This is a genomic window from Thalassospira lucentensis (assembly GCF_011806425.1).
GTDB classification, from domain to species: Bacteria; Pseudomonadota; Alphaproteobacteria; order Rhodospirillales; family Thalassospiraceae; genus Thalassospira; species Thalassospira lucentensis_B.
Genome location: NZ_JAATOV010000003.1, coordinates 164,435 through 176,124, shown reverse-complemented (window position 1 = coordinate 176,124; position 11,690 = coordinate 164,435). Strand labels below are relative to the sequence as shown.

The window sequence follows — 11,690 nt, the reverse complement described above, 5'->3', positions numbered from 1 at the left end:
CTTATACAAAGCCCGCTATAGATCGCACGTCTAAGGCAGGCTTTGTTACTTTCGCGTCGCCCAATTTATTGCTCTCGGGCCGAACGGTTGATTTCGTCGTGGCGTTTGCGGATTTCCTTTGGCCAGCGGCTTTTAACGTAAGACAGGCTTGCCAGGATTTCCTCATCACTCAGCACATCATCAAACCCTGGCATGGTGGATTTGTAATCACTCCCCGCCATGACCGATGGCCCATATTTGGTCAAGGCAAACAACACCGCATCGGGGTGATGCCACGTATGGCCGGTTTCATCATGGGGTGGTGCGGGCAACAACCCATTGGCATCGCGTTCGCGCCAATTTTCCTGCCCCTCAAACGACCGGCCATGACAAGACGCGCAGTTGGCGTCATAGACCTTCTTGCCAAGTGCCACGAGTTTAAGGTCATCGGGGCGCAGCTCCACGGATGGATCGATGCGCGTTCCCGGTCCAAAAAAGGTAACGATGCTATAGACAATCGCGGCCCCGACCACTGCGCCGACGGCCATGAATCCTTTGTTTTTCATGCTGAACGCTTTCTTTACACGATGTGGTTACGGGCACGGATATCGGTGGGAAGATATGTACCGATGACACTTCCCCCTATCAGCTTGCCAAATCATTGATGATCGGGCAATTGGGACGCCCATCACCGTGGCAGGCATCGACCAAATGCGACAGCGTTTTTTGCAAACTTTGCAATTCTGCGATCTTGCGTTCAATTTCCGCCAAATGGGTTTGGGCGATCTTTTTCACGTCAGACGAAGCACGGTTGCGGTCTTCATAGAGCGACAACAACCCGCGGCAATCTTCGACAGAAAAACCAAGTCCGCGCGCACGCTGCAAAAACCGCAACTTGTGCAGATCATCTTCGTCATAATCGCGATAGCCATTGGCAAGGCGTCCGGGTTTGACCAAACCGATCTCTTCGTAATAGCGAATGGTTTTGGCCGCCAGACCGCTTTCAGTCGCTGCATCCGAAATATTCATGACCTTACCCCCGCGGCTTCCAACGACGCAGTGTCAGGGAATTCCCCACCACCGAGACGGAGCTAAGCGCCATCGCGGCACCGGCAATCGCCGGGCTCAGCACGCCCAAGGCCGCCAATGGTACACCCACAACGTTATAGGCAAATGCCCAAAACAGGTTTTGTGCAATCTTACGACGCGTTGCGATCGAAATATCAATCGCTGCGGCCACCAATGCCGGGTCGGACCGCATCAGGGTAATGCCCGCTGTTTCCATCGCAACATCGGTCCCTGCCCCCATGGCAATGCCAACATCGGCTGCCGCCAAGGCCGGGGCGTCATTGATGCCATCGCCAACCATCGCAACTTGGCGGCCTTCCTTACGCAGTTTTTCAACCGCCAGCGCCTTATCCTGTGGGCGCACGCGACCTTCGCCACGTTCAAGGCCAAGTTGCTCTGCGACGTAGCTTGCCACTTCCTGACTGTCGCCAGACAGCATAATGCTATTGATCCCGCGCGCCTTAAGGTCGGCAATCGCCTGTTTCGCACTATCGCGAATGCGGTCTTCCAAGGTGATAAAACCGGCATAAGAACCTGAAATCGCGATAAGAATAACCGTGCGACCGCGTTCTTCGTGATGTGCAATATCGGCTTGGATGACCGCCGCATCTGGCATCGAAACCGATTGATCACGCAGCATGGCATCGGTGCCGATGATGACGACTTTGTCGTTTACCGTTGCCATCACGCCAGCACCGGTTGTGCCCTTAAAGTCCGCAACATCGGGGATATCAAGTTCCTGATCACGGGCTACCGATACCACCGCGCGGGCCAGCGGATGCTCGCTTGCGGCCTGAACCGCGGCGGCATAGCGCAGCAATTCGTTTTGATCCATCCCATCAACCGGATTGATATCTCGCACAGTCGGGGTGCCTTCGGTCAAGGTACCGGTTTTATCAAAAATAACGGTATCGATGTTATGGGCCTGTTCGAGCGCATCAAAATTGCGGATCAAAATACCCGCCCGCGCCGCACTGCCCGTTCCAGCCACAAGGGCGGTTGGTGTGGCGAGACCAAGCGCACAGGGGCAGGCAATCACCAAAACAGATACGGCAACAACGATGGATTGTTCCACCCCGCCGCCGGCAATCATCCAACCGGCAAAGGTAACCAACGCAATCAAGACGATGACTGGCACAAACACCGCAGAAACCCGGTCCACCAGTTTTTGCACCGGTGCCTTACCCGTTTGAGCCTTTTCCACCAACCGAATGATCCGCGACAAGGTGGTGTCATCACCAACCGCACTGACCTTCACATCAAGGCGCCCGGTGCCATTGACGGCACCGCCGACAACCTCATCCCCCGCCACACGGGCAACCGGGCGGGTTTCGCCCGTGATCAGGCTTTCATCAAGGTCACTTTCACCGGCCTCAACCACTCCATCGACAGGCAGGCGCTCACCGGGCAAAACCCGAACGATATCGCCAACATTCAACTCATTAATATCAACGTCGACTTCTTTGCCATCGCTCATTTTGCGGGCCCGGCGCGGACGGAGTGCCATCAATTCCCGAATGGCGGCGGATGCCCCGCGCTTGGCGCGGTCTTCCATGATTTTACCGCCGAGGATCAAGGTGATGATCGCAGCCGATGCTTCGAAATAAAGGTGCGATTCCCCGCCTTGCGCGACAATCAGATTATACAGGCTCAGCAAATACGCCGCCGACGTGCCCAGTGCGACAAGCACGTCCATATTGGCACTGCCGTGACGCAGGGCAGAATACGCCCCACGATAAAACCGCCAACCAATCAGAAACTGTACCGGTGTCGCCAAGGCAAGCTCCACCATGCCCGGCAGCCGATAGGAAACGCCTAGATACATCCAAATCATCTGCCCAACCAGCGGCGCGGTGAGTACAATCGATGCGCCTAGCAACAGCAATGACCGCTCTGTGGGCTTACCTGACGTATCACCGTCCGTCTGCTCCGTACCGTCTTGGTCGGATTTTTTGTTACGTGATGTGGCGTGATATCCGGCATCCTCGACCGCGCGAATGGCGATATCGTCGCTCATTTGACCGGGAAGTGCGGTGATCGTTGCTTGCTCTAGCGCGAAGTTAACCGTGGCTTCTGTCACACCGGGCAACCCCGCCAAGGCCTTTTCCACCCGGCCAGCACAGTTCGAACAGGTCATGCCATCAATGTCATAGGACCAAGTTTCATCGACAACACCATATCCAGCGTCGCGCACGGCCTGCGCAATGCGCGCCGTATCAAGCTTATCGCCATCAAAGGTGACATGCGCCGTATTCAGCGCCACATTGACGTCGACATCAGAAACGCCATCAAGGGCCGCAACAGATTTCTTGACCCGTCCGGCACAACCGCCGCAATTCATGCCAGTGACCTCAAGCTTAAGTTCACGGTCAGCATTGGTTGCGCTTGGTGCGCTGGTGTCTTGCGACGACGTTGCTTGCCCACTGTCACATTGAGTGTGGCAGGCCTCTGCCCCATCATCCGTAATAGGTGTGTCGTTGGCGTCGGTGCTGCGGTCCATGTGCGTTAACCCTTAATGCGGTTTGCAGTTTTATGGGGTGACCATAGACCTTCCAGCCACTGGAAGGTCAAGCACGAAAATACAATTAGTGAATGCACGCATCCACTGCCCCACCATCCGCGCATAGAAAAAGGCCCCGACACATATCGGGGCCTTTTGGATATCTGACAGTCAAGCAGGACATTAACCCGGTGGGTTATCCTTGCGGAGTTGGTTCGCCCGCAGCTTTGAACTGAATGTAGTTTTGCAGGCCCATCATATCGATCAGGCGAACCTGCTGTTCGAGCCAGTGCGCGTGATCTTCTTCGCTATCGTCAAGAAGTACGGTCAGCATGGCACGGGTCTGGAAATCGTCTTCTTCCTCGGCAATTTTGATCGCCTTTTTCAAAAGACTGATCACGTGATATTCGTGTTCGAGATCATTTTTCATCATCTCTGGCACGGTTTTGCCGATCTTGATCGGTTCACGTGATGCGGTATCTGGAACGCCTTCAAGGAACAAGATACGCTCGATCAAACGCTTTGCGTGCTCAAGCTCTTCGTCCTTTTCGTGGTGCATGCGTTCATACAGCGCGTGCAGGCCCCAATCGGCATACATTTCGGCGTGGGTATTGTACTGGTCGGCAGCCGACAACTCAGCGGTAAGCTGTTTGTTAAGTGCGGCGATAACCTTTTTACTGCCCTTCATGGCGTAAGCTCCTACTTCTGATTAATCGCCGTCGCCTGAACGGCTCTGGATGTAATTTTGCATACCAACATTCTCAAGCTGCCATTGCTCGGTCTCGAGCCAATCGACATGCTCTTCCTGTTCTTCAAGGAACTTGACCAAAAGATCACGGGTCACGAAATCCTCGGCCTTTTCACAGGCGGTAATTGCTTCGCGTAGCAGCGGCAAGGAAGCCAATTCAAACTTCATGTCGCATGTGACGATTTCCTCAACATTCTCACCAATCATGAGCTTGTTAAGGTTCTGAAGATTGGGCAGCCCTTCAAGAAACAGAATGCGTTCGATGCTATCGTCCGCACGCTTCATTTCCTTGATCGAGAGCTTGTACTCGTACTCGCCCATTTCTTCGACGCCCCAATCGCGCAGCATACGGGCATGCAGGAAATATTGGTTAATCGCGGTCAACTGGTTGGTCAAAATGCGATTAAGATATGTGATGATCTTGGGATCACCCTTCATGGTGGCTCTCCTGATGGTTCGTCTGGGCAGATATTGGGAATCACGCGACGCCGTTTCAAGGAAAAACCGCGCCTTTGATTACCATTATCAGTAATTTAGGCGTTTTTTTGGAAATAAAGCGAGAATGCCAGTTTAGTAAAAATCATTCGCACAGTCACACATGAGAATGCAAATCGGTCCGCCAAGTTTCAATGTCATTTGGGTCTTGTTGCGATCTTTTAGCATGGTTCGCCCGTACGAGTCGGAACAAACGTGCAACCAAAAGAAAAAGTGATGCAATGTCCAAACTTCGCACCATTCGTTTCGTCCTGGGCGATCAGCTAAGCCGATCTGTTTCCAGCTTATCGGATGCCGATCCCGATCAAGACCTGATCGTCATGGCGGAACCCAAATGCGAAGCAGCCTATGCCCCGCATCACCGCCAAAAGATCGTCCTGATCCTGTCGGCAATGCGTCACTTTGCCAACGCACTGCGTGATGACGGTTTCCAGGTTGATTATTTTGACTATGAAACCCGTCCAACCGACAGTTTTTCCGCCGCCCTTAAAACCGCCATGGCAGATCATGGCATTTCACGCGTGATTATTGCCGAGCCCGGCGAATGGCGTGTGCACCATGAAATCAATACATGGGGAAAAGACCTTGGCGCGTCCGTATCAGTTCGGCCTGATGATCGCTTTTTCGCACCCATTTCGGCCTTTGCAGATTTTGCCAAGGACCGCAAAGAACTGCGGATGGAATATTTCTATCGCGGATTACGGCGCGAAACAGGCATCCTGATGGAACCAGATGAAAAGCCGGTTGGCGGTCAGTGGAACTTTGATCACGACAATCGTAAACGTCTGCCCGATGAAGTGAGCCCAACATCACCCAAAACATTTAAGCCAGACGATATCACCCGCGATCTTTTGTCAAAGGTCGTCGATGATTTTCCGAATGCGGTCGGTGATACACAATCCTTTGGCTGGGCCGTGACCCGCGATGACGCCCTTTCTGCCCTTGATCATTTCATAGCCCATCGACTGCCGCACTTTGGCGATTATCAGGACGCCATGACAGTCAAAAGCCCGACGGTCTATCACGCGCTGATCAGCCCCTATATCAATATCGGTTTACTGTTACCCGATGAAGTCTGCCGCGCAGCTGAGAAAGCCTATCACGATGACAAGGCCCCGTTAAATGCGGTGGAGGGTTTCATTCGCCAAATTCTGGGCTGGCGGGAATATGTCCGGGGTCTTTATTGGTTCATGGGCGATGATTATGGCAAAGGTAATCATTTCAATGCCAAACGGTCGCTACCAGACTTTTTCTGGGGCGCGGATGTGCCGATGAACTGTCTGCAACAGGCGATCGGTGAAACCCTTGAAAATGCCTATGCCCATCACATTCAGCGCTTAATGGTGATTGGCAATTTTTCGCTGTTGGCCGGTTTAAACCCACAGGAAGTCTGTGACTGGTATCTTGGGGTTTATATTGATGCGTTTGAATGGGTCGAGTTGCCCAACACATTCGGCATGGCGCTTTATGCCGATGGTGGGAAAATGGCGTCCAAACCCTATGCCGCCAGTGGCAAATATATCGATCGCATGTCTGATTACTGCGATGACTGCCAATTTTCGCCCAATAAAAAGACTGGCCCGGATGCCTGCCCATTCAACGCACTGTACTGGCATTTTATGGACCGAAATTCCGATAAACTGGGGAAGAACCCGCGCCTTGGCATGCCGTACCGCAATTGGGCACGGATGAACGATGACACCAAACGCGATCTAATCGCGCAGGCCGATACGTTTTTGCAAAAACTTGATGACGGCAAACTTACCAAGGTCCCCAAGCAAGAGAACTTATTGTAGCAACCTGCACATCAAGCAATCAGTCGACCGGCTCAGCCATGGGCGGCATATGAAACAGCCAAAAACACAAAAAGCCGGACATGTGTCCGGCTTTCGCACTGGCAATCCCGATAAAGGGTGCCGATATATCGCTGGCGTTATGCAATCGCTTCGCGAGCAGCTTTACGAGCAACGTCTTTGATCTGCCACTGGGAAATCCCAACGTCGTCAAGATCGCGTTTATCAAGACCGTAAAGTTCATTCGCAACTGAGCGAGCATAGGCCCAACGGCGAACAGCAACAAAAATACTGGACAAGATCATGGTAAATCTCCTTGGGTTACTATTTTAAGAACGCTGCCTTAAAAGCCGGTTCGTTTGTTGGCCTCTGTTTTGATGGCGCGTCCTGCTCATCAACTTCTGCGTTGCAATATGCCCTGAAGTTATTCGATCCTCAATTACCTAAGTTTGCACATCATCTATTCCACAGCGTCATAACTGAACCGTTTCAAGTTGGGTACTTATCCCCTTACGCTGACCAAAAACTCAAACAAATCAAATATATCACGCCACAGCCCCAGCGTTGCGATGCAGCATTTCCGGTTCGTTAACATTGACGACGTCGTCCGTTGCCACCAACCCAGACGATAAATTTTCAGATAATTGGTCCCGCACACCGGCGGCCAAATCAAAAAAGTTCTCTCTGACATCGCGGGCATAGGGGTTGGCATTTTCAATTGCCCAGAAAACGCTTGGCGCGTCGTAGCGCACCATCTCGGTAGCTTTGAGCAACAAATCAAAGCTTGCGGTCGTCATCCGGGTCGGCAACGGGTCCATTTTCACCAGCACCTTGGCAATCAGATGCGTGACACCCTGCACCACGGCGGCTTCGCGGTCGTGCTCTTCTGGAGTAACCACAAATACTTTTAATCCAAGAACGTGGCGCAAGAACGCAGCCAATCGTTTGTATTGCTGGCCGCGTACCGGGCATATCGCAATCTTAAGCCCGGCAATGCCATCACGCGCACTTTGTGGGCCAAATAACGGATGGGTTCCAATGATCTCGACATGGTCAGGAAGCCCATCAAGCATCACGCGTGCTGGATCCATTTTGACAGAACCAACATCCAAAACGACGGCCCCACGCCGAAGGTAAGGTGAAATCGCCGCAATCACTGACCGCATTTCTGCGACCGGCACAGCTAAGATAACCATATCGCAGCGGGCGACGGTCGCCAGACTTGCGGCATGAATGTTTGGATGATCCGCATTTGACACATGCGCAGCCAGCGCATCGGCGTCGCGATCATGCACAAAAACCGAAAAATGATCCGCCAGATGTCCGGCGGTTAATCGCCCAAAGGCGCCAAACCCGAAAATCCCGATGGTCGGATGAGAAGGAAATAAAAAAGGCATCGTCTGTCTCCAAAGAGCCGCGATGCCGGTGCTTGCCTTTTTTTAAAAAATCAACCGCCGACGACGCAGCGGTTGAACATAGAAAACGCTCCCGCCTTATGTGGCAGGGCCGTAATAAAACTCAGCGAACAAGCAAATGACGTTTTCCATGGTTGTGATTAATACGGCCCACAGATTTTCTGTCAAGCGGTCTCCTGATTGATCGGCGTGCGGGACACACTCAAAAAGAGAAATTCTGCATAACCCGATCAACAATCCCTATCGCAATCAGGATCAAAACCACAGCGATACCAGGCATTTGTGCACGAATAGCAACCAGATACGAGCTATTTATGCAAAACCGTCACAGGTTTAATGCAAAGAAACACCCTAATGATTTACGCTGCTTTGCAATATATTAGGGTGTAATTATACCATTTTTGTAACAAAGTGTTTCAGTTCGCATTCTGGAAACGCCTTGTTACAGTTTTGTGGATGCAATAGACCGCCTCTCGCCGCATGTTGTGGCTGTAAATGGTTCAAAGCCAGGGAGGAAACTTAAATGTATCTGCGCAAAACCATCCTTGCCACCGGTGTGGCACTTTCTGCACTTTCCGCTGCGAGCTTTGCTCATGCTGAGCCGACCGCTGAAGTCCTGCATTGGTGGACATCAGGCGGCGAAGCAAAAGCTGTTGCAGCCCTTAAAGAAGATTTTGAAGCCAAAGGCGGCAAATGGGTCGATAGCCCTGTCGCAGGTGGCGCAGGTGATGCAGCCATGACGGTTTTGCGTTCGCGCGTTCTGTCAGGTGATGCACCGGCAGCTGTTCAGCTTAAAGGTCCTGCCATTCAGGAATGGGCTGAACAGGGCGCACTTACCAACCTTAATGATGTTGCCGAAGCCGAAGGCTGGGATGATGTCATCCCGCCAGCAATCCAAGACGTTATGAAATACGACGGCGACTACGTTGCTGTTCCGGTGAACATTCACCGCGTTGACTGGATCTGGGCAAACCCGACCCTTTTGGCAAAAGTTGGTGCAGACTCTGTTCCGACCACATGGGACGAGTTCAACACCCTTGCTGACAAACTTCAGGCAGCGGGTATTACCCCGGTTGCCCATGGTGGTCAGCCGTGGCAGGACGCAACCATCTTTGAAACCGTCGTTCTTGGCCTTGGCGGCCCGGAATTCTACCAGAAAGCACTGGTTGACCTTGACGAGGACGCACTGAAATCCGACACCATGAAAGCGGTGTTTGACCAGATGCGTAAAATCCGCGGCTATGTCGATTCTGATTTTTCTGGTCGTGACTGGAACCTTGCAACCGCAATGGTCATGAATGGCGATGCCGCCATGCAGATCATGGGTGACTGGGCCAAAGGTGAATTCCTTGCTGCTGGTAAAGTACCGGGCAAAGACTTCCTTTGTGCACCGACCCCGTCCGATCATGGTTACCTGTTCAACACCGACAGCTTTGCCATGTTCAACGTTTCGGGCGACGACAAAGTCGAAGGCCAGAAACTGCTTGCAGAACTGATCGTTGGCGAGAAATTCCAGGAAACCTTTAACCTTCTCAAAGGTTCGATCCCGGCACGCCTTGGCGTTCCGATGGATAAATTCGACGATTGTGCCAAAAAATCCGAAGCTGATCTTAAAGCAGCCCAGGATGCCGGTGGCTTCTTGCCGTCAATGGCACATGGCATGGCGCTTCGTGGCCACCTTTCCGGTGCGATCATTGACGTTGTGACTGCACACTTCAATTCCGACATGACGTCTGACGAAGCCGTTTCGCGTCTTGTCGAAGCAATTGATTTGGCAAAAGACTAATCCCAGTTCGTTAGTACAGTTTCACTGTCTGAACATCGTGCAGGCCCCGGATTTCATTTGATGAGATTTCCGGGGCCTGTTTCCCACTACTTCCAACTTTTGAGGCAAAGGGTATGGGGGCTTCTCAAAGCACCGAAAGCAACCTGACGGCCGGCATCCAACGTCATCTTTCAAAGATCGTGGTTGCACCGTCCTTTGCTGCGTCCCTGTTTTTCGTTTACGGGTTTATCCTGTGGACCGGCTATATGGCGTTTTCCAAGTCGCGCATGCTCCCTGTTTGGGATTGGGCAGGCTTGCGACAATATGAACGTCTGTGGCAGATGGAACGCTGGCATGTTGCCATTGAAAACCTGTTTATCTTTGGCGGTCTTTTTATTGTGGCCTGCCTGGTGATCGGGTGCCTTTTGGCAGTTCTTCTTGATCAGCGTATTCGCGCCGAAGGCGTTCTTCGCACGATCTTTCTTTATCCGATGGCCCTGTCCTTCATTGTGACCGGGACCGTTTGGAAATGGCTTCTTAATCCGGGGCTTGGCCTTGAAAGTGCAATGCATGATCTTGGCTGGACAAGCTTTAAGTTTGACTGGCTGATCAATTCCGACATGGCGATCTACACGGTTGTGATTGCTGCTGTCTGGCAAGCATCGGGCTTTGTCATGGCAATGTTCCTTGCGGCTTTGCGCGGCGTCGATCAAGACATCATTCGCGCAGCCTATATGGACGGTGCCAGCCTGCCGCGTATCTATTTCGGCATTATCATTCCGTCAATCCGCCCGGTTTTCCTAAGCGCGATTGTCGTTCTGGCCCATCTGGCCGTGAAAAGCTTTGACCTTGTCATCGCCCTTACGGGGGGTGGTCCGGGCTATTCATCGGATCTTCCGGCAACCTTCATGTACACCATGGCATTCCAGCGCAACCAACTTGGTGTTGGCGCGGCCAGTGCAATGATGATGCTGGCGACCGTGATGGCGATCATTGTGCCGTACCTGTATTCCGAACTGCGCGGAGGCAAGAAAAATGGCTGATATTCAGACCTACAGCCACGACGCAGGCTGGAAAAACGTCGTACTGCGTGGATTGCTGTATCTCGTTTTGATCCTGTTTGCGCTTTACTATCTCTTTCCGCTGATTGTCATGATTTCGACGTCGTTGAAATCGCTTGATGAAATCCGCGAAGGATCCCTTGTTTCACTTCCGCGCGTCATCACGTTTGATGCATGGAACTATGCTTGGAACGAAGCATGTGTGGGTGTGGAATGTACGGGGATTAAGCTTTATTTCTGGAACTCGGTCAAAATGGCGATCCCTGCTGTTTTGATTTCGACCTTCCTTGGTGCGATCAACGGATATGCACTGACCAAATTCCGCTTTAAGGGTGCGAACATTGTTTTTGCCCTGCTGTTGTTTGGTTGCTTCATCCCGTTCCAGGTCGTTCTGCTGCCGATGTCACAGGTTCTTGGTAAGCTTGGTCTTGCCAGTTCGACCTCGGGCCTTGTCATGGTCCATGTCGTGTATGGCCTGTGCTTTACCACCTTGTTCTTCCGAAACTACTACGTTTCGATCCCGGATGAACTGGTCAAAGCAGCCACCATTGATGGTGCCGGTTTCTTTACAATCTTCTGGCGGATCATTTTGCCGATCTCGACCCCGATTATCGTGGTGTCGGTGATTTGGCAGTTCACCCAGATCTGGAATGACTTCCTGTTTGGGGCTTCGTTCGCCTCTGGTGCGAATGCCCCGATGACAGTCGCACTCAACAATATCGTCAACACCACTACCGGCGTGAAACAGTACAACGTGGATATGGCCGCAGCCCTGCTGACGGGTCTTCCGACGTTGCTGGTTTATGTTCTGGCAGGCAAATACTTCGTCCGCGGCCTGACCGCTGGTTCGGTGAAGGGATAAGCAA

At 52.3% G+C, this 11,690-nt stretch carries 11 protein-coding genes; 4 read left to right on the top strand and 7 right to left on the bottom strand.

Going from position 1 to position 11,690, the window contains the following annotated elements:
- Window positions 1-65: 65 nt before the first annotated feature.
- From HCZ99_RS10770 to bfr (HCZ99_RS10750), 5 genes are all read right to left on the bottom strand, one after another.
- Window positions 66-545: a c-type cytochrome gene (locus tag HCZ99_RS10770; protein WP_254869574.1), complete on the bottom strand. Its 480-nt coding sequence runs from the start codon at window positions 543-545 to the stop codon at window positions 66-68.
- A gap of 79 nt (window positions 546-624) precedes the next feature.
- Window positions 625-1,008, bottom strand: coding sequence for a Cu(I)-responsive transcriptional regulator (gene cueR, locus HCZ99_RS10765; protein ID WP_167446983.1), 384 nt, complete (start codon window positions 1,006-1,008; stop codon window positions 625-627).
- A 4-nt stretch (window positions 1,009-1,012) separates the two neighbouring features.
- Window positions 1,013-3,547: a heavy metal translocating P-type ATPase gene (locus HCZ99_RS10760; protein ID WP_167446982.1), complete on the bottom strand. Its 2,535-nt coding sequence runs from the start codon at window positions 3,545-3,547 to the stop codon at window positions 1,013-1,015.
- 196 nt (window positions 3,548-3,743) lie between these two features.
- Window positions 3,744-4,235 carry a bacterioferritin gene (gene bfr, locus HCZ99_RS10755; protein ID WP_167446981.1) on the bottom strand — a complete coding sequence of 164 codons (492 nt, stop codon included), beginning with the start codon at window positions 4,233-4,235 and terminating at the stop codon, window positions 3,744-3,746.
- Between the two features lie 21 nt (window positions 4,236-4,256).
- Window positions 4,257-4,733, bottom strand: a complete 477-nt coding sequence (bfr, locus tag HCZ99_RS10750; protein WP_167446980.1) for a bacterioferritin — start codon at window positions 4,731-4,733, stop codon at window positions 4,257-4,259.
- A 278-nt stretch (window positions 4,734-5,011) separates the two neighbouring features.
- On the opposite strand from bfr (HCZ99_RS10750), the gene HCZ99_RS10745 reads away from it, so the two are divergent.
- Window positions 5,012-6,586 (top strand): cryptochrome/photolyase family protein, encoded by a 1,575-nt coding sequence (locus HCZ99_RS10745; RefSeq protein WP_167446979.1) that lies wholly within the window; start codon window positions 5,012-5,014, stop codon window positions 6,584-6,586.
- A gap of 137 nt (window positions 6,587-6,723) precedes the next feature.
- On the opposite strand, the gene HCZ99_RS10740 is transcribed toward HCZ99_RS10745, so the two are convergent.
- Both HCZ99_RS10740 and HCZ99_RS10735 read right to left on the bottom strand, forming a co-directional pair.
- Complete coding sequence (locus HCZ99_RS10740; protein WP_167446978.1) at window positions 6,724-6,888, bottom strand: DUF1127 domain-containing protein; 165 nt, start codon at window positions 6,886-6,888, stop codon at window positions 6,724-6,726.
- A gap of 240 nt (window positions 6,889-7,128) precedes the next feature.
- Window positions 7,129-7,980, bottom strand: a complete 852-nt coding sequence (locus tag HCZ99_RS10735) for a prephenate dehydrogenase (RefSeq protein ID WP_167446977.1) — start codon at window positions 7,978-7,980, stop codon at window positions 7,129-7,131.
- A gap of 541 nt (window positions 7,981-8,521) precedes the next feature.
- Here HCZ99_RS10735 and HCZ99_RS10730 point away from each other — a divergent pair.
- The 3 genes from HCZ99_RS10730 to HCZ99_RS10720 all read left to right on the top strand — a co-directional run bounded on the left by HCZ99_RS10730 (window position 8,522) and on the right by HCZ99_RS10720 (window position 11,686).
- Window positions 8,522-9,784, top strand: a complete 1,263-nt coding sequence (locus tag HCZ99_RS10730) for an ABC transporter substrate-binding protein (RefSeq protein WP_167446976.1) — start codon at window positions 8,522-8,524, stop codon at window positions 9,782-9,784.
- A gap of 113 nt (window positions 9,785-9,897) precedes the next feature.
- A complete protein-coding gene (locus HCZ99_RS10725; RefSeq protein ID WP_167446975.1) occupies window positions 9,898-10,806 on the top strand; it encodes a carbohydrate ABC transporter permease in 909 nt (302 codons plus the stop codon).
- Entirely contained in the window at window positions 10,799-11,686 is an 888-nt protein-coding gene (locus HCZ99_RS10720) for a carbohydrate ABC transporter permease (RefSeq protein ID WP_167446974.1), read from the top strand. The genes HCZ99_RS10725 and HCZ99_RS10720 overlap by 8 nt, the downstream gene beginning before the upstream one ends.
- Window positions 11,687-11,690 lie beyond the last annotated feature (4 nt).